Raw genomic sequence first — 19,957 nt, 5'->3', positions numbered from 1 at the left:
GTTCGCCCTAGCGGTGGGCCCGGCGATGCCAGGCGCCGCCGATCACGACGACCGCCAGCGCGACCAGGGCGATCACCCACGGCCACACCCCGTGCTGATGCACCCAGCCGGCCACTGCGCCCTGTAGCCGCCCGTGCGCGCTGATCACCGCGTCCTGCGGGTTGCCGTTCGCGCCGAACAGGCGCACCTCGTAGCTGCCGTAATAGCTCACGTACAGCCCGACCAGCACGAGCACCGCGCCGCCGATCCGGTTGACGAACGGCAGCATGCGGCGCAGCCGGTCGACCACCGCCGAGCTCGCCGTCGCCGCCGCGACGGCGAGCACCCCGACCACCAGCGTCAGCCCGGCGCTGTAGGCGAGGTAGATCGCCACGGCGGTGGCGATCGATCCCCCGCGCAGGCCGGCGGCGGTGACGGCCAGAAACGGCCCGACGGTGCATGACAGCGAGGCGATCGCGTAGCTGATGCCGTAGCCGTACATGGAGCCCAGCCGGGCGGTGGGAGCCCACCGCGGCCCCAGCGGCCGCGGGGTCAGGGCCGACAGCGCACGGCCCGACAGGAGCCACACCCCGAGCCCGATCAGGACCACGCCGACGACCACGGTGGCGTATGGCAGGTACCGCTGCACGGTCGTGGCCGCCGAGACGGTCAGCGCGCCGAACAGGCCGAACACGGTCAGGAAGCCCAGCGCCATCCCAACGGTGGCCGCCAGCGCCCGCCCGACAGCCGCCACACCCGACGAGGCCCCGGCACGCTGGCCGCGCACCACCAGCAGGAGATAAGCGGGCAGCATGGCGAATCCGCACGGGTTCAGTGCGGCCACCAATCCGGCGGCGAAGGCCAGGCCGGCCAGACCCTGGTCCGCCAAGTCAGGACCTCAGGGCGGAGACCCGGTCGGAGAGCTCCTGCTGCGACATCGCCGAGGTCGGGTTATTGACGAACGTCGAGCTGCCGTCCGCGCGGTAGAAGACGTACGCGGGCTGCCAGGGGACGTTGTAACGAGCCCAGATAGATCCGTCGGCGTCGTTGAGGTTGGTGAAGTTCAGGCCGTATTTGGAGACGAAGGTCTGTTCCGCGCCGACGTCGGAGCGTCCGGCCACCCCGACAAAGGTCACGCCGGGGTTGGCGGCCGCCACCTGGCTGACGCCGCGGGCTTCGGCGTTGCAGAACGGGCAGAACGGCGCCCAGAACCACAGCACCGCGGGCTTGCCCTGCAAAGTGGCGCCGTTGAAAGGCGCACCGCTCAGCGTCGTCCCGGTGAATTGCAGCCGGTCGTCGGCGGCCAGCGCGCGCGGCGCACCGCCCAGTACGACGATCAGTGCCACGGCGAAGACGGCCGCGGCGAACAACCTGAGCGGAGAGAACAGGCGAGTCATGGCGCACCCCCGTTTGCTGGCGTTATGCCTTTAAGACGTGCGCGTCGCCCTCCCGGTTCATCCGCGCTCGGCGGCCAGCTGCCCGCAGGCGGCGCTGATCTCACGTCCGCGGGTGTCGCGCACCGTGCAGGACACCCCCTTGCCGCGGACCCGTCGGACGAACTCCCGCTCGACCGGCTTGGGGCTGGCGTCCCACTCACTTCCCGGGGTCGGGTTGAGCGGAATCAGGTTGACGTGCACCAGCGGCCCGAGCGCACGATGCAGCCGCTGCCCCAAAAGGTCTGCGCGCCAAGGCTGGTCATTGACATCACGGATCAACGCGTACTCCACCGACACCCGCCGCCCGGTGGCGTCGGCGTAATACCTTGCGGCGTCGAGGGCCTCGGTGATCTTCCACCGGTTGTTGACCGGCACCAGCGTGTCGCGCAGTTCGTCGTCGGGCGCGTGCAGCGACAGCGCCAGCGTGACGCCGAGCCGTTCGTCGGCGAGTTTGCGGATGGCGGGGGCCAGGCCCACGGTCGACACCGTCACCGAACGGGCCGAGATGCCGAAACCGTGTGGCGGCGCGGCGATGATGCGCCGCACCGCGGCGACCACGCGGGCGTAGTTGGCCAGCGGCTCGCCCATGCCCATGAACACCACGTTGGACAGCCGGTCCCCGAAGTCGTCGCGCAGCGCCGCGGCGCCGGCGCGCACCTGCTCGAGGATCTCGGCCGTCGACAGGTTGCGGGTCAGCCCGCCCTGGCCCGTCGCGCAGAACGGACAGGCCATACCGCAGCCCGCCTGCGACGAGATGCACACGGTGTTGCGTTGCGGATAGCGCATCAGCACCGACTCGACGGTCACCCCGTCGAGCGCGCGCCACAACGTCTTTCGAGTCTGGCCCGCATCGCAGGTCACCTGGGAGGCCGCGGTGAGCAGGATCGGGAACATCGTCTCGGCGATGGCGTCGCGCAAGCCCGCTGGGAGGTCGGTCATCTGCCGCGGATCGGCGATCAGCCGGCCGTAGTACTGATGCGCCAGCTGCTTGGCGCGAAACGCCGGCAGGCCCAGCTCCGCGACGGCCGACGCGCGGCCGTCCTCATCGAGGTCGGCCAGGTGCCGCGGCGGCTTGCCGCGCCGCGGCTCGGAGAACACCAATTGTTGAACCATGACCTGTCCAGTATCGGTCACGCTCGGGCCTGCCTAGGGAACGAGCGTCAACACCGTCCATGCCGCGACCGCCGACGGCAGGACGCCATCGAGCCGATCCATCAGGCCGCCGTGGCCGGGCAGCAGCCGGCCCATGTCCTTGATGCCCAGGTCACGCTTGACCTGCGACTCCACCAGATCGCCAAGGGTGCAGGTCAGCACGAGGACGACTCCCAGCAGCGCGCCGATCCACCACGGTTTGCCGGCCAGGAAGGTCGCCGTCAGCGTCGCCGCGGTGATGCCGAACACCAGGGAGCCGGCGAATCCCTCCCAGGACTTCTTGGGGCTGATCGCCGGAACCATCGGGTGTTTGCCCAAGAGCGCCCCCACGGCATATCCGCCGGTGTCGGAGGCGACGACCGTGATCATCAGGCAGAAGACCCGCCCGGCACCGTCGTGCGGGTAGACCAGCAGCACGCCGAAGGACGCGAACAGCGGCACCCACGCGGCCAGGAACACCGTGGCCGAGGCGTCTCTGAGGTAGTTGGCCGACGGCGAGCCGTCGAACGGCTCGGGCCGTTTGCGCTTGTCCTGCATGAACAGCCGCCACACGTTGCAGACCACCACGGTGACGCCGAAGCCGGCCAGTGCGCCCGCGGCGTGGAACGGCCAGGTCAGCCAGACGGTGAGCTGGCCCCCGGCCAGCAGCGGGATGACGGGTATGACGTAGCCGGCTTCGCGTAATCGCCGAACCACTTCGTGGGTGGCCACGACGATGGCAATGGCGACGATGGGAACCCAGAAGCGCGGCGCGAACACCAGCGTCACGACCAGGACGCCGCCGATACCGGCGCCCACCGCGATGGCGGCGCGCAGGTTACGTCCGGCGCGCGATGTCTTCTTGGCCGGCTGCTGGATCGTCTCCTTGGCGGCGCGCGACGGATTGTCGGGCCGGTCGTCTGCGCCGGGTTCTGGAGTTGCCACTGGCCTGGTGGACTTAGCTGCTGAGGTCACTAGACCTCCAGCAGTTCGCCTTCTTTGTGCTTGACCAGCTCTTCGATCTGGGTGGTGTATTGATGCGTGGTCTTGTCCAGGTCCTTTTCGGCCCGGCCGACCTCGTCCTCGCCGGCCTCGCCGTCCTTGCGGATGCGATGCAACTCCTCCATCGCTTTGCGGCGGATGTTGCGCACCGAGACCTTGGCGTCCTCACCCTTGCTCTTGGCCTGCTTGACCAGCTCCCGGCGGCGTTCCTCGGTCAGCTGCGGCACGGCCACCCGGATCAGGGTGCCGTCGTTGGTGGGATTGACGCCGAGGTCGGAGTTGCGGATCGCCGTCTCGATCGCGCCCACCTGACTGGCTTCGTACGGCTTGATGACGACGAGGCGCGCCTCGGGCACGTTGATACTGGCCAGCTGCGTGATGGGCGTGGCCGTGCCGTAGTAGTCGATCACGATCCGTGAGAACATGCCCGGGTTGGCGCGCCCGGTCCGGATGGTCGACAAGTCGTCGCGGGCGACCGCCACGGCCTTCTCCATTTTCTCTTCCGCGTCGAAGAGAGCCTCGTCGATCATGTGCGCCGCTCCTCCTCATTGCTGCGCTGCGCATCATCGCACGCGCAAGTCATCGCGTTTTCCCCTCAGGTGGTGACCAGAGTCCCGATCTTCTCACCAGCGACCGCCCGGGCGATATTGCCATTGGTCAGCAGGTTGAACACCAGGATCGGCATGCCATTGTCCATGCACAGGCTGAACGCGGTGGCATCGGCCACTCGTAGCCCGCGGTCGATCACCTCACGGTGACTGATCGCGGCGATCAATTCGGCATCGGGATGCTGCCGCGGATCCGCGTCGAACACGCCGTCGACCGCCTTGGCCATCAAGACCACCTCGGCACCGATCTCCAGGGCGCGCTGCGCGGCGGTGGTGTCGGTGGAGAAGTAGGGCAGCCCCATGCCGGCCCCGAAGATCACCACGCGGCCCTTCTCCAGGTGGCGTACGGCGCGCAACGGCAGGTACGGCTCGGCCACCTGGCCCATGGTGATCGCGGTCTGGACCCGGGTGACGATGCCTTCCTTCTCCAGAAAGTCTTGCAGCGCGAGGCTGTTCATGACGGTGCCCAGCATGCCCATGTAGTCCGACCGGGTGCGTTCCATGCCGCGCTGCTGAAGCTGCGCACCCCGGAAGAAGTTGCCTCCGCCGATCACCACGGCGACCTGGACACCGCCGCGGACCACCTCGGCGATCTGCCGAGCCACCCGCGCCACGACATCGGGATCCAGGCCGACCTGGCCGCCGCCGAACATCTCGCCGCCGAGCTTGAGCAACACTCGCGAATACCTGGCCCGGCTCAATGGCTGGCCGGATACGCCGTTGCTGGTGGTTGTCGGCTCCGGGCTCGGAGCCGCCGAGCCGGCGACTTGGGGCTCCCTGGACTCCGTCATCAGACTCCTCGCATGAGAGTGCCATCCCGGGCGATCTCCATCCCGGAACGGCATTTCACATCCTGCCTCATCGCAGCACAATGCGGCGCCGGCGGGGTGCATTATGCGCATAGTTGGCGCGCCGGGCCAATTTTCGAGTCTCGTGGTACCGGAATAGGCCCGCGCTGCGGGCTTGTTCGAGCCCGCGTTTGAGCGATGGTTGGCATGGGAACCCGCATCAACGCGGCAGAAATATGCGGTCTTAAGCAAGAAGGACCGGCCTCGCCGTATGACGGGTCGATCGCTCGCGATCGCCGTCGAGCGTGAATCGCTCGCAGTACGCCAACGAGGAGGAGCACTTTCCATGGCTGAAGAAAACAAGTCGGGACCTGCCGAAGCTGTGAAGGGCGTCGTCGAGGACGTCAAAGGCAAGGCCAAGGAGGCCGTAGGCGCGGTGGCCGGTCGTGATGACCTCACCCGTGAGGGCCAGGCGCAGCAGGACAAGGCCGACGCGCAGCGCGACGCGGCGAAGAAGGAAGCCGAAGCGGAGGCCGCGCGCGGTGGCGCCAAGGCCGCCGAAGAGCGCCAGAAAGACAACCAGTAGCACGGTGTAGTCGATGGGCCCGGTCCGTGGAAACGGGCCGGGCCCACCGCTTTTCTCAAGATTCTCAAGGTCGATTCGGTCGGTGTGCGGAACGAGTTTGCTTAGTTTCGAGCAGGGCGGGTACCCACGCGTAGCGCTGTAAGACATCTCCGCAGAGGTGCCTAGGGATCGGGGGGAAGCCGGGACGTCACGAGTTTGGAGATGGTCGTTGGACGTAGTGGTGCTCACCGATGAGGACGATTTCGAGTCGGCCCTACCGGATTTGGCGACGTTCGCGCAGCCGATGCGCCGCATCACCCTGGCGGCAGAACCCGAAGGGCATTTCGCCGCGGCCGACATCGCGATCATCGACGCGCGCAGCAATATGGCGGCGGCGCAGGCCATCAGCCATCGACTGACGACCGACAACCCCGGCACCGCGGTGGTGGCGCTGGTTGCCCCGGCGGATTGTGCGTCCGTCGATGTCGACTGCAATTTCGATGACGTGATGCTGCCCGGCACCGGAGCCGAAGAACTGCAGGCACGGATGCGCCTTGCCATCGGACGACGGCGCGGCGTGGTCGACGGCACGCTGAAATTCGGCGACCTCCTGCTGCAGCCGGCCAGATTCACCGCGACGCTGGACGGCAACGACCTGGGCCTGACCCTCACCGAGTTCAAATTACTGAATTTCCTTGTGCAGCATCCAGGTCAGGCATTCACCCGGACCCGATTGATGCGGGAGGCGTGGGGCCACGACAGCGCCGGCAAGGTCCGCACGGTCGACGTGCACATTCGGCGGCTGCGCGCAAAGCTGGGCACCCGCCACCAGTTCCTGGTGGACACCGTCCGTGGCGTCGGCTACCGGGCGGCGGCGCCGCCGCAACCGGAATGGGTCGCCGCCGGCTCGACGCTGACTCCGATCTGGACCTCGGCCACAACGCCCGCGCCGGGTCGCCCGGATCCACAGGTCTCCGAGACCTGACACCTTTAGCCACAAAGCTTTTGGTGACCCGCTAGCCGAACAACGGGAAGGCGCGCCTGCGCGCGAGCGCATCCATGCCTTCCTGGATGGCGTCTTGCACCTCGTGGTATTTGCGGTCGACGTATTGGTCGTCGTCGGCCCGCGCGGGATCGTTGTCGAGTTCGACGGCGGGCATGAACCGGGTTCTGATCTTGGCCGGCAGGGGCAGCTGCGGCAGCGCCGCCGGCGCGACCCCCCACGGCAACGAGACGGCCAACGGAAACACCTTGAGCCGCAGGATGCGGTCCAGGCGTAGCGCTTTCGACAGCCGGTCGCCCCGGATCAACACCGGCATCGCGTCGGCTCCGCCAACTGTGGCGATAGGCACGATCGGCACGCCCGCACGAATCGCCATCTTGACGAAGCCGGTCCGCCCCGCCAGGTTGGCCTGGTCGCGCTCCGTCCATGGGCGCAGCGAGTCCACTTCCCCACCGGGCCACAGCGCCACGTCTCGCCCCTCGGCCAGCGCGGTGGCAATGGCGTCGGGGGCCGCAGGCAGCACCCCCATCGACCGGAAGTACCTTCCGAACAACGGAATTGCCATCAGCGCATCGTGGGCCGTGCCGTGCAGAGTGCGCTCCTGGCCGAACCGCCGCCACCATTGCAGGCCGACGGTCCAGGCATCCCAGACGAACGGGGCACCTGAGTGAATCCCCACCAGCAGCGTGGGTGGCGACTCCGGGATGTTCTCCCAGCCGTCGATCTCCATCCGAAACCAATAGTCCACCAGCACATTCCACAGATACTTCTGTCGCTGCAGGGCGGTCTCGTCCTGGCCGGAGAGATCCCACTTCGCGGCGCGTTCGGCCACCCAACCGCTCAGCCCGCCGCTCTGCTTGCTGCGTCGTTCTTCCATTGCCTCGCGGGCCTCTTCGGCGTGCCGCTGCGCTTGAGCGCGTACCGGCGCCGGTCTGTGATCCGGGTTACTCATGCCGTAGCGCATACCCGATTCGGGCGCTTACGATTCGTCCAGATGTAAATCTCCCCGCACCACGTGCGTGGCGCGGGGAGATTTTACGGCCGGTTTAGGTGTGTGCCGGCGCAGGCGGAGCACCCGGTGCCGGGCTATTCGGCGCGGCGGGCGCCGATCCACCCTCCACGTTGGACGTCCACATCAGGATGTCCTGCATCCCGTCGTTGTAGACGACGCCGTTCGGGGGCGCACCGGTCACGTCGAAGTACAGCGTGCCGGTCGACTCGTTGCCCTGCGCGATCGGCGCGGGGTTGAGCCCGTTCGGGACCCCGACCTTGTCGATCACCCGGTAGTTCTGGCCGTTGGGGCCGCGGGCGATGAAGTCGTTGACCATCGGGGTGACGAGGCCGCCGTCCGACCTGGCGGTGATGTCAGCCTGGTACAGCGTCCCCTTCGGCGTGTAGCCGGGGATGGCGACGTTGCTGGGCTGCAAGTTGCTCACCGTGTAGTTGGTGACCAGCGGCCCGTCGACGAGTTGCTCGCTGGTGCCGAAGCCCTGAATGTTGGGCGCGGCAGATGCGGGCGTCGCCGCGAAAACACTTGCCACCGCTATACCCCCGGCAGCGGCAGCTGTCGCAGCGATCTTGGTGACCTTCATTGTTCATTCCTTTCGTGTAGAACAATTGCCCCCCGAAGGGCAGACATTTATATGCAGCAAATAGCCAGCCGACTACCGCTTTAAACATTTGCGGCCGCGAAGCGCCTATATCGCCCGGTTAGCCCCCGAAATGGGATTGCATTCTTGGACAGCATCTTTCGCACCAGTGGATAACACCTGTACCAATACTCACAGTCGGCCGTCGCGATTAGGTGGCGTGCTGGCGGGTAGTCGGTGCGCTGAGGCCGTCACCTGGCAATCGGCATGTCAGGGTGGGCGAGCCGAACAGTCGCAAAGGGGGGCAGTCAGGTGGAACGCGGAAAACTCCAACCACGGGGCACGCGACGACGACGCGCTCAAGGAAGAATTGGAAGGCACGGTTCACGGTAATCGTTCCAGCCGCAGCGAGGAATGGCGCGACCCGGAACCGCCGGCCGACGACGACCCGGATGTCCGGACGGCCGGGCCGGCGCCGCGCGAATCGTAAAGCGCTGACCGGAAAAGCCGGCCACTTGCCCGGCTCGTCCGGGTTGTGAATCACCAGATCAATCCGTGGAGGAAATCACATGGGCTTTGTGGCGCAACAACAATCCGTCCCCGGCGTGCAGGCGCAGATGGACTCTATTCCGGACTGTGGTGAAAACAGTTACCAGGGCTCGGGAAAACTGGTGGGCAAAAAGGCGATCATCACCGGCGGGGACAGCGGCATCGGGCGTGCGGTCGCGATCGCGTTCGCACGGGAGGGCGCCGACGTTTTGATCGCCTACCTCAACGAGGACGACGACGCGCGCGAAGTCGCCCGCTACGTCACCAACGCCGGCCGCAAATGCGTACTGGTACCCGGCGACCTCTCCGACCCCGCGCACTGCCGCGCGGTCGTCGACCGAGCGGTGCAGGAATTGGGTGGAGTGGACATCCTGGTCAACAACTCCGCCTACCAGATGATGCACAAAAGCCTCGACGAGATCAGTGACGAGGAGTGGGAGTACACGTTCCGCCTCAATATCGGCGCTTATTTCTACCTCGCGAAGGCGGCCGTGCCGCACATGAGACCCGGCTCGTCGATCATCGGCAGCTCGTCGGTCAATTCCGATACACCCAATCCCACCCTGGCGCCGTATGCGGCGACGAAGGCGGCCATCGCCAACTTCTCGGCCAGCCTGGCCCAACTGTTGGGCGACAAAGGCATTCGCGTCAACAGTGTGGCACCTGGGCCGATATGGACGCCGTTGATCCCGTCGACCATGCCGCCGGAGAGCGTGGAATCCTTCGGCGACAACGTGCCGCTGGGTCGCGCCGGGCAGCCGGCCGAACTCGCGCCGGTCTACGTGTTGTTGGCCTCCGACGATGCGAGCTATATCTCCGGGGCGCGGGTGGCTGTGACCGGCGGAAGACCGATCCTCTAACCAAAGCCGTTATCCCGCAGCGGTACTCACGCGCCCCGATTTTCGCCCAACTCGTCGACGATCGGGTTCTGGGCGCGGATGGTGGTGGCCGTCGCACCCATTGCGCTCGGCCGCACTGAGCAGGTCTTCTTAGTTCACCGGGAAGTCCACATCGCTGAGGCACTGGCGAAGTTAGCTGGGAGTAGTGGACGCAACTATGGGAGGCCGGGGTGCCCGGTAACCCGGCGTCTAAACCGCCCCCGCCACGGAAATGCCGGAGGCGGCCGGCGAGCCGAAAGCTGCGCGGCCGGCACCGGTTTCGCCGTGCTATGCGGCCCTCAGCGACCCCGCACCCGCCTCAGCGACCCCGCACCCGGCGGTTGTGCTTCTTGATCGCTTCGACTAACTCCGACTTGTTCATGGTGGACCGGCCGGCGATGCCGAGGCGGCGGGCCAGGTCCAGCAGGTGCTTCTTGCTGGCGTTGGCGTCGACGCCCTCGGCCGACTCCCCGGTTGGCCGCAGACCACCCCTCTCGGCCCGCTCGTCGGATGGGCCCTTCTCGTCCTTGGCCTCCCAATGGTCGCCGACCTTTTCGAAACTGTGCTTGACGGCGGCGTAGGCGACTCGGTGGGCGCGCTCCTCGCTGCCGTACTCGTCGGCGGCCGCGTCGTGGGTTTTCGCGAATGTCCGTTGGGCCTTGGCGCTGGAACGTTGCAGAGTGCTGGGCAATTCGCTCTTCTTCGCCGCGCCGCCTTTCGTCGTCTTCGGCATCGAACCTCCTCGTGTGCCGCAACGCTGCGGGTAACCGGTCGGTTACCCCGTTGCGGCGCGGACAACCACGGTCTGAACAATGTGCGCAACGGCCCGGCGAAAGTATGTCAATATCGTTGACATGATTCAGGCCGACGATGCTCCGCTGGGTTATCTGCTCTATCGGGTGGGGGCGGTGCTGCGACCGGAAGTCGCCACCGCGCTGGGTCCGCTGGGCCTGACCCTGCCCGAATTCGTTTGCCTGCGCATACTTTCGATGTTCCCAGGCATGTCGAGCGCCGAGCTGTCCCGCCACACCAACGTCACTCCGCAGGCGATGAACACGGTGCTGCGCAAGCTCGAAGAGGTCGGGGCGGTGGCACGCCCGTCGTCGGTGTCCTCGGGGCGCGCGCTCCCGGCCAACCTGACCGGACAGGGCCGCGCCCTGCTCAAGCGCGCCGAAGTCGCGGTCCGCGGCGCCGACGCCCGCATCCTGGCCAAGCTCACCGAACCTCAGCAGCGCGAATTCAAAAAGATGCTCGAGAAACTCGGCTCCGACTAGCCGCGAGCGCGCCCCTCAGTCTGGTTACCCGGCGGCGTGGATGCGCGCCCACGGCTGGGCTTCTTCGAGCTCATAGGCCAATTCGAGCAGCAGCGCCTCCTGGCCCACGTCGGCCGACAGCATCATGCCCACCGGCATACCGTCGGCGGACTGCGCCAGCGGCAGCGAGATGGCGGGCTCGCCGGTGACGTTGTGCAGCGGGGTGAACGAGACCCAGTCGATCAGCCGGCTGATCACCTGCTGGTAATCGGTGGGCGCCAAGAATCCGATGCGGGGCGTCTCGTCGGCGAGCGTCGGCGTGAGCACCGCGTCGTAGGTGCGGAAGAACCGCGCGGTGCGCCTGCGCGCCCGCCGCAGGCGCACGATCGCCATCGGGAGGCGGTGGATGTTGCGGCTGGTGTGCCGCAGCAGGCCCAGGGTCAGGCTGTCCAGCTTGCTGCGATCGAACGTCGCGCCGAACATGTGGCGGCCGCCGCGCACCTGGGCCAGCGCCAGAAATCCCCAGTACATAACGAAGTCGTCGACGAAGCTGGCGGCGACCGGGGGCTCGTCGATGTGTTCGACGCGGTGGCCCAGCTCCTCGAGCAGGCCGGCGGCCTTCAGCGTCAACTCCCGCACCTGAGCACTGCTTTCACGCTGTATCGACCGGGTCAGCACCGCGATCCGCAACCGCTGCCGGCCGGGCGCGCTGACGTCCCCGATGGGCGCCAGTTTGGGGTTGCGCCAAATCCGCTCGGCCTCGCGGTAGAAGGCCGCGGTGTCGCGCACCGAACGGCTCACCACCCCGTTTGCGACGACGCCGACCGGCATCCGGCGCAGCGTCGGGTCCAGCGGCAGCCGCCCACGCGAGGGTTTGAGCCCGACCAACCCGTTGCAGGCGGCCGGAATCCGGATCGAACCGCCGCCGTCGTTGGCGTGCGCCATGGGCACCACACCGGCGGCGACGAACGCGCCCGAACCCGACGACGATGCTCCGGCGGTGTAGTCGGTGTCCCACGGGTTGCGGACCGGACCCAGCCGCGGATGCTCGGCCGACGCGCTGAACCCGAACTCGGACAATTGCGTCTTGCCCACCGACGCCAGGCCGGTGGCCAGGAACAGTTCGGTGAAGACGCTGTCCGCGACGGCATTCCGGCTCGTCCACGCGTCGGTGCCGTGCATCGTGGGCTGCCCGGCGACGTCGACGTTGTCCTTGATGAAAGTGGGGACGCCAGCGAAGTAACCGCTCGGCGGGTCCGCCGCGGCCGCCCGCGCTTGCTCGAAAGCGGCGTACGCCAACCCGTTCAGCAGCGGGTCGACGGCCTCGGTGCGGGCGATCGCGGCCTCGACCACCTCGGCCCTGCCGATCTGGCCGGACTTCAACGCATCGGCCAGGCCGACCGCGTCCAGGTCGCCAAGGGCATCGTCGCCGAACGCGTGCACGTGTCGCATGACACTGACGCTAACCCGCAGACCCGTACCACCGGGAGGTTTCCCGCCTCATGCGCGGCCCGGGCCGCATCGGCACCGGGCGGTCAGGCCTGAATCAGGCCTGACCCACCTCGAAGCGGACGAACCGCGTCACCGTGACGCCGGCGTCGTCGAGCAGCGCCTTGACCGTCTTCTTGCTGTCGGACACCGACGGCTGCTCGAGCAGCACCGCGTCCTTGAAGAAGCCGTTCAGCCGGCCCTCGACGATCTTGGGCAGGGCCTGCTCCGGCTTGCCCTCCGCCTTGGCGGTCTCCTCGGCGATGCGGCGCTCGCTGGCCACCACGTCCTCGGGCACGTCGTCGCGGGACAGGTAGCGGGCCTTGAGCGCCGCGATCTGCAGCGCCACGGCGTGGGCGGCCTCGGTGTCCGAGCCCTGGTACTCGACCAGCACGCCGACCGCGGGGGGCAGGTCGGCCGCCCGCCGGTGCAGGTAGGTCTCGACGGTGCCGTCGAAGTTCGCCACGCGGCGCAACTCCAACTTCTCGCCGATCTTGGCCGACAGCTCCGCGATCGCCTGCTCGACGGTCTTGTCACCGACGGTGGCGGCCTTGAGCTCGTCGATGTCCTTGGCCTTCGACGACACGGCCGCGGCCACGATCTGGTCGGCCAGCGCCTGGAACTCCGCGTTCTTGGCGACGAAGTCGGTCTCGCTGTTCAGCTCGATCAGCGCGCCGCCCCGGGCCGCGACCAGACCTTCGGCCGTCGCGCGCTCGGAGCGCTTGCCGACGTCCTTGGCGCCCTTGATGCGCAGCGCCTCGACGGCCTTATCGAAGTCGCCGTCGTTCTCGGCCAGCGCGTTCTTGCAGTCGAGCATGCCGGCACCGGTGAGTTCCCGAAGCCGCTTGACGTCGGCAGCGGTGAAGTTCGCCAATGGTCAGCCTTCCTATGAGGATTCAGTGGTTGGTTCGGGGGTGCCCGCAGCGGCTTCGGTGGGGGCGGTGGTGGTAGCGGAGGCCAACAGCTCCTGCTCCCATTCGGCGAGCGGCTCGGCGGCCTCGGCCTCGGGCTTGTCGCCGCGGCCGACTCCGGCGCGGGCCTGCAGGCCCTCGGCGACCGCCGAGGCGATCACCTTGGTGAGCAACGCGGCCGAACGGATCGCGTCGTCGTTGCCCGGGATCGGGTAGTCGACCTCGTCGGGGTCGCAGTTGGTGTCCAGGATCGCGATGACCGGGATACCGAGCTTGCGGGCCTCGCCGACGGCGATGTGCTCCTTGTTGGTGTCGACGACCCAGACGGCCGACGGCACCTTGGCCATGTCGCGGATACCGCCGAGGCTGCGGTCCAGCTTGTTCTTCTCGCGGGTCAGCATCAAGATTTCCTTCTTGGTGCGGCCCTCGAAGCCACCGGTCTGCTCCATCGCCTCGAGCTCCTTGAGGCGCTGCAGCCGCTTGTGCACGGTTTGGAAGTTGGTCAGCATGCCGCCCAGCCAGCGCTGGTTCACGTACGGCATGCCGACGCGGGTGGCCTCGGCGGCGACGGACTCCTGAGCCTGCTTCTTGGTGCCGACGAACAGCACGCTGCCGCCGTGGGCGACGGTCTCCTTGACGAACTCGTACGCCTGATCGATGAAGGTCAGGGTCTGCTGCAGGTCGATGATGTAGATGCCGTTGCGGTCGGTGAAGATGAACCGCTTCATCTTCGGATTCCAGCGACGGGTCTGGTGCCCGAAGTGGGTGCCGCTGTCGAGCAGCTGCTTCATGGTTACGACGGCCATGGTTGCGCCTTACTTGTGTCGGTTGTCGCCTGGCATCGGGTTGACGCCGGGCCCTGGCGGCTGCTGCTATGCCGGACCCGTCGTTGGACGGGACCGCCCGGCATGCGATTGCGAACTCCTAGTGGAACCAGAGACGCGTTGCAGACGCGCGAAGTCAGCCCGCGAACGAGCTGCGACCAGCAGTTTACACCGACTCAGCAGGTGGTTTTGCCACGCTTCCCCAACCGGGCGCGCGTCCACAAAACCGGCGCGGCCGGGTGGCCGGGCGACCGACGGCGCGCTGAACTGCCTGAATGCGGTGGACGGCGGTGCTGGTGTGTGCGGGCCTGGTCAGCGCGGTGCCCGCGGGTGCCGCCGAGGATCGCCTGGAGTGGCCGCTGCGCCCGCCGCCGGCCGTGGCCCGCGGATTCGACGCCCCGTCGCCCAACTGGAATCCCGGACATCGGGGCGTGGACCTGGCCGGGGCCGCCGGTCAGCCGGTGTACGCGGCGGGCGCCGCGACCGTCGTGTTCGCCGGGCTGCTGGCCGGGCGGCCGGTGGTGTCGCTGGCCCATCCCGGTGGCTTGCACACCAGTTACGAGCCCGTGCGGGCGACCGTGCGGGTCGGCCAGCATGTGACCGCCTCGACCGTGATCGGCGAGCTGATGCCCGGGCATGCCGGCTGCCCGGCCGCGGCGTGCCTGCACTGGGGCGCGATGTGGGGCCCGGCGTCGGGCGCCCGCTATGTCGATCCGCTGGGCCTGCTGCAGTCCACGCCGGTGCGGCTCAAGCCGCTGAACCGCTGAGCGGGCTTCAGGCCCTCGGGTGGGCCTGGTCGTGCACCGCGCGCAACCGGGACACCGCGACATGGGTGTAGAGCTGGGTGGTCGCCAGGCTCGAATGCCCGAGCAGCTCCTGGACAACGCGCAGGTCAGCACCGCCTTCGACCAGGTGGGTTGCCGCGCTGTGCCGCAGGCCGTGCGGCCCCATGTCCGGCGCGCCGTCCACCGCGGCGACGGTCTGATGCACCACCGTGCGCGCCTGCCGGACGTCGAGCCGGCGGCCCCGCGCGCCCAGCAGCAGCGCCGGGCCCGACTCGGCGTTCACCAGGGCCGGGCGCCCGCCGGCCAGCCACGCGTCGAGCGCCTCTGCGGCGGGCCGGCCGAACGGCACGCTGCGCTGCTTGTTGCCCTTGCCGAGGACTCTGACGAGCCGGTGATGGGTGTCGACGTCGTCGATGTCCAGGCCGCACAGCTCGCTGACCCGGATTCCGGTGGCGTACAACATCTCCACGATCAGCCGGTCGCGCAATGCCATCGGATCGCCTTGCTGTGCACCGGATTTGGCGGCGGCCATGGCGTCGGCGGCCTGGTCCTGGCGCAGCACCGCGGGCAGGATGCGGTGCGCCTTGGGGACCTGCAGCCGTGCGGCTGGGTCCGCGGCGAGCAGGCCGCGCCGCACCGCCCAGGCGGTGAAGGCCTTGACGGCCGAGGTGCGCCGGGCCAGCGTGGTGCGGGCGACGCCGGCCGCGGCGGCGGCGGACAGCCAGGAGCGCAGCAGGGGCAGGCTCAGCCCGTCGAGGCCGGCGCCGCGGTCTCCGAGGAAGGCGAGCAGCGAGCGCAGGTCGCCGAGGTAGGCGCGACGGGTGTGCGCGGAACGGCCGCACTGCAAGTTCAGGTACTCGTCGAACTCGTCGAGGATCGCCTGCACTCCCCCACGGTCCCAGGCACGGCCTGGGGCGCTCTAGTCGACGCGCCGAAGCGTGTCCGGGGTGAGATCTTTGAGCGTCGGGTAGCCGTCGACGGCCATGATGAGGTCGGCTTCGGCCAGGATCGAGCGCAGCACGTGCACGATGCCGTCGGCGCCGCCGAGCGCCAGGCCGTAGGCGTACGGCCGGCCGATGCCCACGGCCGTGGCGCCCAGCGCGAGCGCCTTGACGACGTCGGCGCCGCTGCGGATCCCCGAATCGAACAGGACCGGAAGCCCGTCGGCCGCGTCGACGACGCCGGGCAGGCACGCGAGGGCGGGCAGGCCGCCGTTGGCCTGGCGACCGCCGTGGGTGGAGCAGTAGATGCCGTCGACGCCGCCGTCCCTGGCACGACGTGCGTCGTCGGGGTGACAGATGCCCTTGATGATCAGCGGCAGGTCGGTCAACGACCGCAGCCACGGCAGGTCGTCCCAGGTCAGGGGATTCCCGAAGGTCGTTACCCACTGCAGCACGGTGCCCTGCGGGTCCTCTTCCGGCGGGCGCTGCAGTTTGGCGCGGAAGACCGGATCGCTGGTGTAGTTGCTCAGGCAGAGCCCCCGCAGTTGGGGGAAGTTGGCCGTGGCGAGGTCGCGCGGGCGCCATCCGGGAATCCAGGTGTCGAGGGTGACGACGATGCCCTGGTAGCCGGCGGCTTCGGCCCGCTGCACCAGGCTGGCGGCCAGATCACGATCCTTCGGCGTGTACAGCTGGAAGAAGCCGGGGGTATCACCGAACTGCGCGGCGACGTCTTCCATCGGGTCGGCGGTCAGGGTGGAGACGACCATCGGGACGCCGCTGGCGGCGGCCGCACGCGCGGTGGCCAGGTCGCCGTGTCCGTCTTGGGCACAGATGCCGATGACGCCGATCGGGGCCATGAACACCGGCGACGGCAGGGTCAGGCCGAACATCTCCACCGACAGGTCGCGCGCGGCGGCACCGACGAACATCCGCGGTATCAGACCCCAGCGATCGAACGCCTCCCGGTTGGCCCGCTGCGTGCGTTCGTCGCCGGCGCCACCGGTGACGTAGGACCACACCGACGGCGGCATCGCCCGCTCGGCGCGTGCCTCCAGCTCCGCGAAGGCCATCGGCAGCGCGGGCGCCACCCCGCCCAGGCCTTTGAAGTAGATCTCGTTCTGGTAGTCGCCGAATGCCATGCGGTAGACAATGCCAGGCGGCCGTCAGGCTGACGAGTTCGCCGACTCCGCCTGCGCCAGTTCTTTCTTCCATTGGCGGAACGTCTCTTCGGTGCGGCCGCGGCGCCAGTACCCCGAGATCGACGACGCCCATTTGGCGTCCACGCCCCGCTCCTTACGGACGTAGGGCCGCAGATTGTGCATGACGGCCTGGGCCTCGCCGTGGATGAAGACGTGCACCTGCCCGGGCAGCCAGGGGGCGCTGGTGACGGCCTCGATCAGCGGCGCGTGGTCGCCGGCGCGATCCTCGGGAACCAGGTCGGCACGCCCGCCGCGGTAGACCCAGTGCACCTCGACGCCTTCGGGTGCGGTCAGCGGGATCTCGTCCTCCTGGCCCGCAACCTCGATGAACGCCTTGCCGACCGCACTGGGCGGCAGCGCTTCCAGCGCCGCGGCGATAGCCGGCAGCGCCGACTCGTCGCCGGCCAGCAGGTGCCAGTCGGCGGCGGGGTCGGGTGTGTAGGCGCCGCCGGGGCCCATCAGGTAGATCGGCTGGCCGGGCCGGGCCGTGGATGCCCATTGACCCGCGATGCCGCGCTCGCCGTGCACGACGACGTCCAGCGCGATGCGGCGTTTCTCGACGTCGACGTGGCGGACGGTGAGGGTGCGCACCGAGGGCTTTTTCTCCGGGGGCAGGTCGGCGAAGCTGTCGAGGGTCAGCGGCCCGGGCAAGCCGGCGACGTCCACGTCGTCGGCGACGAACACCAGCTTGACGTAGGAGTCGGTGAACTTGCTGGGCACGAAAGCGTCAAAATCTTTGCTTCCGAGCACTATCCGCACCATGTGCCGTGTGAGCTGTTCGGTACCGACGACTTCGAAGCATTGCAGTGGTCGACCTGCCACTTGTCCTCCTGTTCACACCCCGACCCCCGGTCGACTATACGAGTCGTGTCGTTGACGCAGCGTGGCCGCTTTTCGCCGGGCGGCGTCAGTGCACTATCCGCGGGACTGCGACCCGGCCCGCCTGTGAGGCCATCCAGGCGTCGAAAACTCCACCCTGGCTATGGGCGCATGCGAGCCGGTGAAGACCCGCCGTGGCAGTGCCCGAGTTGGGGATACCGACGGGTGGTGACGGTGATCGAGCCTTCGGTGATGGTGATGGTGGCGCCCTCTGCGCCGACGGTGGCGGTGGCGGTTCGGTGTGTGGGGGTTATGACCTCGCCGACGTGTGGGCTGGCACCCGTGGTGGCCGAGCCGCTGAATAGCTCGACCTCGACCTTGGCGCGGCGGTACTGGGTGAGGGTGAACGGGCCGTAGCTGCCGGCGTGTAATCGAGTGTCGGAAGGGATCACGGCGCCGCCCGCGTAACACCTACCAAGAGTGGTGACAGTGCTGCCGTCGTTAACGGTGACGGGGACGTTGGCTATGCAGGTCCCGGCCCCTTGCACGGTGATGGAGCCGCTGTTGACGAGCATGACGGTGCCTTCGGCAAGAGCGATGGTGCTGCCATACCGAAGGCTGACGGTTTGACCTTGCAGGATGCGGATGGCGATGACGGGGCCCGCGGTCCGTTCGGCGGTGTTGGCTGCGGCCAGGGCCACCGCACGAGCAAGGGCGCCCTGCGCGTGCGCATCGGTGCTCTGCGGTGATTCGCCGCCCGGGATCGGGGCGCTCATGGACGCGGAATCGATGGCGGTGCCGGCCGCTTCCGGGGAGCCGTCGTCTCGGACCCGTGTCTCGGCGTGCTGAATTTCGGCGTTTTCTCCGTGACTCTTGTGGTAGTCCCGTGAACGGGTCGCTGCGGTTATCGGACCCGGCCCGGCAAGCATTGTCATCAGTCCCTTGACGAACGTGCTTGCCATCGGGATGGCTGCGGTGGAGCGAGCGGTGGCGTTACGGCTGGCAGCAGCGGACAACAGCGAAGCCGTCTGGATGCGCGGGGCCGCCGTGGACCAACTCAGCGGCACGGATAACGGCCCGCGCGTGATGGCCTTGCCGCGCCGTCCGGCGGCCTCGCCCGCCGGGGACTGCACCGGCTCTGGTGCTCTGGGGTTCGAGTCGTTGCCTCGCCCAACACTTTCCGCGATCTCCCCTGCCTGAACCGGACTCATCAGTCGACCTCAGACGCGACGAGATCCCAGCAGCACCGACCTCCATTGACATCTATATATCGACAGCAAGATCTACCGTCCGATCCAGACGCAGCCAACGTCGAATCATCTTGCGGGCCTTGGATTCCGGAGAGCCCCGCGAGGCCCGACAGGCCCGGAGCGGCAAGCCCGCTCGGAGAGATGCCGACCACCACAGGCGACGGGACCGGCGGCACGGGCGGCACCGGCGCACCGGGGGCGATGGTGACGGGGCCGATCACGCCGGTGGAGGTGTAACTCCCGCCGGGGCCAATGGTGATGACCTCGCCGGGGCCAATGGTGATGCTTCCGCCATTGAGGATGGGGAGGAAGCCGCCGGCATCGACGGTGAAGGTGCTGCCAGAACTCACGGTGACGATGCCGCTGTCGGCCAGGGTGCCGCCGACCGTGACGGTGCCACCGTTGGTCAGCGCGGCGCCCGAACTGACGGTGAACGTGCCGCTGTCCGTGAGCGTGCCGCCCGCGCTGACCGTGAATGTGCCGCCGTCGGTCACGATGCCGCCACTGGTGACAGTGACGGTCCCGCCGTCGGTCAGCGTGCCGCCGGCATTGATGGTCAGCGTGCCGCCATCGGTCAGGATGCCACTGGAGCCGACCGTCACCGCGCCGCTATCGGTCAACGTGCCACCCGAACTGACCGTCACGGTCCCGCCGTCGGTCAACAAGCCACCCGAGCTGACCGTCACGGTCCCGCCATCAGTCAAAGTGCCACCGGCACTGACCGTCACGGTGCCGCCATCGGTCAGGGTGCCACCCGAGCCCAGCAGCCCTCCACCGCCAACCGTGACCGAACCACCATCGGTCAACGTGCCGGACGCACCCACCGTCACCGTCCCCCCGGAGCCAACGACCGACCCCCCATTCACCGACAGGGCACCGCCATGGGCCACCGTCAGACTGCCCCCATCAGTCAGCACCCCACCCGAACCCAGCACCGACCCACCGTTGACGGAGATAGC

At 68.3% G+C, this 19,957-nt stretch carries 20 protein-coding genes and 2 pseudogenes; 5 read left to right on the top strand and 17 right to left on the bottom strand.

Annotation, left to right across the window (positions count from 1 at the left end; translation table 11 throughout):
• Positions 1 to 7 precede the first annotated feature (7 nt).
• The 6 genes from B8W69_RS24105 to pyrH all read right to left on the bottom strand — a co-directional run bounded on the left by B8W69_RS24105 (position 8) and on the right by pyrH (position 4,947).
• Positions 8 to 868 carry a cytochrome c biogenesis CcdA family protein gene (locus B8W69_RS24105; RefSeq protein WP_085292240.1) on the bottom strand — a complete coding sequence of 287 codons (861 nt, stop codon included), beginning with the start codon at positions 866 to 868 and terminating at the stop codon, positions 8 to 10.
• A gap of 1 nt (position 869) precedes the next feature.
• The gene (gene dsbE / locus B8W69_RS24100; protein WP_085292239.1) at positions 870 to 1,376 is read right to left on the bottom strand and encodes a disulfide bond-forming protein DsbE; all 507 of its coding nucleotides are present in this window, start codon (positions 1,374 to 1,376) and stop codon (positions 870 to 872) included.
• 57 nt (positions 1,377 to 1,433) lie between these two features.
• Positions 1,434 to 2,528 carry a dual-specificity RNA methyltransferase RlmN gene (rlmN, locus tag B8W69_RS24095; RefSeq protein ID WP_085292238.1) on the bottom strand — a complete coding sequence of 365 codons (1,095 nt, stop codon included), beginning with the start codon at positions 2,526 to 2,528 and terminating at the stop codon, positions 1,434 to 1,436.
• Positions 2,529 to 2,561: 33 nt separating this feature from the next.
• A complete protein-coding gene (locus tag B8W69_RS24090) occupies positions 2,562 to 3,491 on the bottom strand; it encodes a phosphatidate cytidylyltransferase (RefSeq protein WP_085292237.1) in 930 nt (309 codons plus the stop codon).
• A 29-nt stretch (positions 3,492 to 3,520) separates the two neighbouring features.
• Positions 3,521 to 4,078 carry a ribosome recycling factor gene (gene frr / locus B8W69_RS24085; protein WP_007775283.1) on the bottom strand — a complete coding sequence of 186 codons (558 nt, stop codon included), beginning with the start codon at positions 4,076 to 4,078 and terminating at the stop codon, positions 3,521 to 3,523.
• A 65-nt stretch (positions 4,079 to 4,143) separates the two neighbouring features.
• A complete protein-coding gene (pyrH, locus tag B8W69_RS24080; RefSeq protein WP_085292236.1) occupies positions 4,144 to 4,947 on the bottom strand; it encodes a UMP kinase in 804 nt (267 codons plus the stop codon).
• A 343-nt stretch (positions 4,948 to 5,290) separates the two neighbouring features.
• Between pyrH and mbp1 the strand changes: the two genes are divergently transcribed.
• Entirely contained in the window at positions 5,291 to 5,530 is a 240-nt protein-coding gene (gene mbp1 / locus B8W69_RS24075) for a microaggregate-binding protein 1 (protein WP_007775289.1), read from the top strand.
• Between the two features lie 208 nt (positions 5,531 to 5,738).
• Positions 5,739 to 6,494, top strand: a complete 756-nt coding sequence (locus B8W69_RS24070; RefSeq protein ID WP_181447472.1) for a winged helix-turn-helix domain-containing protein — start codon at positions 5,739 to 5,741, stop codon at positions 6,492 to 6,494.
• 31 nt (positions 6,495 to 6,525) lie between these two features.
• Here the strand turns inward: B8W69_RS24070 and B8W69_RS24065 are convergent, their stop codons facing one another.
• Positions 6,526 to 7,464, bottom strand: coding sequence for a lysophospholipid acyltransferase family protein (locus B8W69_RS24065; RefSeq protein ID WP_085292286.1), 939 nt, complete (start codon positions 7,462 to 7,464; stop codon positions 6,526 to 6,528).
• 94 nt (positions 7,465 to 7,558) lie between these two features.
• Positions 7,559 to 8,104 carry an MPT63 family protein gene (locus B8W69_RS24060; RefSeq protein ID WP_085292234.1) on the bottom strand — a complete coding sequence of 182 codons (546 nt, stop codon included), beginning with the start codon at positions 8,102 to 8,104 and terminating at the stop codon, positions 7,559 to 7,561.
• Positions 8,105 to 8,670: 566 nt separating this feature from the next.
• On the opposite strand from B8W69_RS24060, the gene B8W69_RS24050 reads away from it, so the two are divergent.
• Positions 8,671 to 9,510 (top strand): SDR family oxidoreductase, encoded by an 840-nt coding sequence (locus B8W69_RS24050; RefSeq protein WP_085292232.1) that lies wholly within the window; start codon positions 8,671 to 8,673, stop codon positions 9,508 to 9,510.
• 337 nt (positions 9,511 to 9,847) lie between these two features.
• Here the strand turns inward: B8W69_RS24050 and B8W69_RS24045 are convergent, their stop codons facing one another.
• Entirely contained in the window at positions 9,848 to 10,261 is a 414-nt protein-coding gene (locus tag B8W69_RS24045; RefSeq protein ID WP_085292231.1) for a ChaB family protein, read from the bottom strand.
• Positions 10,262 to 10,382: 121 nt separating this feature from the next.
• Here B8W69_RS24045 and B8W69_RS24040 point away from each other — a divergent pair, with 121 nt between their 5' ends.
• Entirely contained in the window at positions 10,383 to 10,802 is a 420-nt protein-coding gene (locus tag B8W69_RS24040; protein ID WP_085292230.1) for a MarR family winged helix-turn-helix transcriptional regulator, read from the top strand.
• A 24-nt stretch (positions 10,803 to 10,826) separates the two neighbouring features.
• Here the strand turns inward: B8W69_RS24040 and B8W69_RS24035 are convergent, their stop codons facing one another.
• The 3 genes from B8W69_RS24035 to rpsB form a co-directional block, all read right to left on the bottom strand.
• Positions 10,827 to 12,233 carry an amidase gene (locus B8W69_RS24035; protein WP_085292229.1) on the bottom strand — a complete coding sequence of 469 codons (1,407 nt, stop codon included), beginning with the start codon at positions 12,231 to 12,233 and terminating at the stop codon, positions 10,827 to 10,829.
• 94 nt (positions 12,234 to 12,327) lie between these two features.
• Complete coding sequence (gene tsf / locus B8W69_RS24030; RefSeq protein ID WP_085292228.1) at positions 12,328 to 13,143, bottom strand: translation elongation factor Ts; 816 nt, start codon at positions 13,141 to 13,143, stop codon at positions 12,328 to 12,330.
• A 12-nt stretch (positions 13,144 to 13,155) separates the two neighbouring features.
• Complete coding sequence (gene rpsB / locus B8W69_RS24025) at positions 13,156 to 13,986, bottom strand: 30S ribosomal protein S2 (protein WP_085292227.1); 831 nt, start codon at positions 13,984 to 13,986, stop codon at positions 13,156 to 13,158.
• A gap of 332 nt (positions 13,987 to 14,318) precedes the next feature.
• Between rpsB and B8W69_RS24015 the strand changes: the two are divergent.
• Positions 14,319 to 14,765: pseudogene (locus tag B8W69_RS24015) on the top strand (M23 family metallopeptidase); the annotation flags it as partial.
• 13 nt (positions 14,766 to 14,778) lie between these two features.
• Here B8W69_RS24015 and B8W69_RS24010 read toward each other — a convergent pair.
• The 5 genes and pseudogenes from B8W69_RS24010 to B8W69_RS30745 all read right to left on the bottom strand — a co-directional run.
• The gene (locus B8W69_RS24010) at positions 14,779 to 15,675 is read right to left on the bottom strand and encodes a tyrosine recombinase XerC (protein ID WP_085292225.1); all 897 of its coding nucleotides are present in this window, start codon (positions 15,673 to 15,675) and stop codon (positions 14,779 to 14,781) included.
• 33 nt (positions 15,676 to 15,708) lie between these two features.
• Positions 15,709 to 16,869: a lactate 2-monooxygenase gene (locus tag B8W69_RS24005; protein WP_085292224.1), complete on the bottom strand. Its 1,161-nt coding sequence runs from the start codon at positions 16,867 to 16,869 to the stop codon at positions 15,709 to 15,711.
• A gap of 24 nt (positions 16,870 to 16,893) precedes the next feature.
• Complete coding sequence (locus B8W69_RS24000; RefSeq protein ID WP_085292223.1) at positions 16,894 to 17,751, bottom strand: siderophore-interacting protein; 858 nt, start codon at positions 17,749 to 17,751, stop codon at positions 16,894 to 16,896.
• Between the two features lie 158 nt (positions 17,752 to 17,909).
• Positions 17,910 to 18,959 (bottom strand): hypothetical protein, encoded by a 1,050-nt coding sequence (locus B8W69_RS23995; RefSeq protein WP_110882042.1) that lies wholly within the window; start codon positions 18,957 to 18,959, stop codon positions 17,910 to 17,912.
• A pseudogene (locus B8W69_RS30745) lies at positions 18,959 to 19,957 on the bottom strand (autotransporter adhesin family protein); the annotation flags it as partial. The pseudogene B8W69_RS30745 and the gene B8W69_RS23995, both read right to left, overlap by 1 nt.

The sequence above is a fragment of the Mycolicibacterium vulneris genome (genome assembly GCF_002104765.1).
In the GTDB taxonomy this organism is placed as follows: Bacteria; Actinomycetota; Actinomycetes; order Mycobacteriales; family Mycobacteriaceae; genus Mycobacterium; species Mycobacterium vulneris.
The sequence above is the reverse complement of the archived record's forward strand: the minus strand, read 5'-3'. Positions and strand labels throughout refer to the sequence as shown.

What these genes read in the sequence shown, in the direction of transcription:
- B8W69_RS24045 (WP_085292231.1), bottom strand. Translation starts at nt 10,261, where the DNA reads ATGCCGAAGACGACGAAAGGCGGCGCGGCGAAGAAGAGCGAATTGCCC.
- mbp1 (WP_007775289.1), top strand. Translation starts at nt 5,291, where the DNA reads ATGGCTGAAGAAAACAAGTCGGGACCTGCCGAAGCTGTGAAGGGCGTC.
- B8W69_RS24060 (WP_085292234.1), bottom strand. Translation starts at nt 8,104, where the DNA reads ATGAAGGTCACCAAGATCGCTGCGACAGCTGCCGCTGCCGGGGGTATA.
- rpsB (WP_085292227.1), bottom strand. Translation starts at nt 13,986, where the DNA reads ATGGCCGTCGTAACCATGAAGCAGCTGCTCGACAGCGGCACCCACTTC.
- frr (WP_007775283.1), bottom strand. Translation starts at nt 4,078, where the DNA reads ATGATCGACGAGGCTCTCTTCGACGCGGAAGAGAAAATGGAGAAGGCC.
- B8W69_RS24050 (WP_085292232.1), top strand. Translation starts at nt 8,671, where the DNA reads ATGGGCTTTGTGGCGCAACAACAATCCGTCCCCGGCGTGCAGGCGCAG.
- B8W69_RS24035 (WP_085292229.1), bottom strand. Translation starts at nt 12,233, where the DNA reads ATGCGACACGTGCACGCGTTCGGCGACGATGCCCTTGGCGACCTGGAC.
- B8W69_RS23995 (WP_110882042.1), bottom strand. Translation starts at nt 18,959, where the DNA reads ATGAGTCCGGTTCAGGCAGGGGAGATCGCGGAAAGTGTTGGGCGAGGC.
- B8W69_RS24005 (WP_085292224.1), bottom strand. Translation starts at nt 16,869, where the DNA reads ATGGCATTCGGCGACTACCAGAACGAGATCTACTTCAAAGGCCTGGGC.
- dsbE (WP_085292239.1), bottom strand. Translation starts at nt 1,376, where the DNA reads ATGACTCGCCTGTTCTCTCCGCTCAGGTTGTTCGCCGCGGCCGTCTTC.
- B8W69_RS24040 (WP_085292230.1), top strand. Translation starts at nt 10,383, where the DNA reads ATGATTCAGGCCGACGATGCTCCGCTGGGTTATCTGCTCTATCGGGTG.
- B8W69_RS24065 (WP_085292286.1), bottom strand. Translation starts at nt 7,464, where the DNA reads ATGAGTAACCCGGATCACAGACCGGCGCCGGTACGCGCTCAAGCGCAG.
- pyrH (WP_085292236.1), bottom strand. Translation starts at nt 4,947, where the DNA reads ATGACGGAGTCCAGGGAGCCCCAAGTCGCCGGCTCGGCGGCTCCGAGC.
- rlmN (WP_085292238.1), bottom strand. Translation starts at nt 2,528, where the DNA reads ATGGTTCAACAATTGGTGTTCTCCGAGCCGCGGCGCGGCAAGCCGCCG.